General features: G+C 46.5%; 1 tRNA gene and 1 rRNA gene. Both read right to left on the bottom strand.

From position 1 onward, the window contains the following. Nucleotides 1–175: 175 nt before the first annotated feature. A tRNA-Glu gene (locus BFF42_RS21215) sits at nt 176–251 on the bottom strand. Between the two features lie 85 nt (nt 252–336). Then, nucleotides 337–391: ribosomal RNA gene (locus tag BFF42_RS21210) — 16S ribosomal RNA — on the bottom strand; the annotation flags it as partial.

Genomic DNA, 391 nt, shown 5'->3' with positions numbered 1-391 from the left:
TCTTACGATTCATCATCGTGTTGCGAAAATTTGAGAGACTCACGAACAACTTTCGTTGTTCAGTGTTTCAATTTTCAGCTTGATCCAGATTTTTAAAGAGCAAATATCTCAAACATCACCCGAAGATGAGTTTTGAGATATTAAGGCAGGTGACTTTCACTCACAAACCAGCAAGTGGCGTCCCCTAGGGGATTCGAACCCCTGTTACCGCCGTGAAAGGGCGGTGTCCTGGGCCTCTAGACGAAGGGGACGTATCAGTCTGCTTCGCAAGACGCCTTGCTTTTCACTTTCTATCAGACAATCTGTGTGAGCACTGCAAAGTACGCTTCTTTAAGGTAAGGAGGTGATCCAACCGCAGGTTCCCCTACGGTTACCTTGTTACGACTTCACC

The sequence above is a fragment of the Shigella sp. FC1661 genome (assembly GCF_001712525.1).
In the GTDB taxonomy this organism is placed as follows: Bacteria; Pseudomonadota; Gammaproteobacteria; order Enterobacterales; family Enterobacteriaceae; genus Escherichia; species Escherichia coli.
This window is presented reverse-complemented; position numbering and strand designations above follow the sequence as displayed.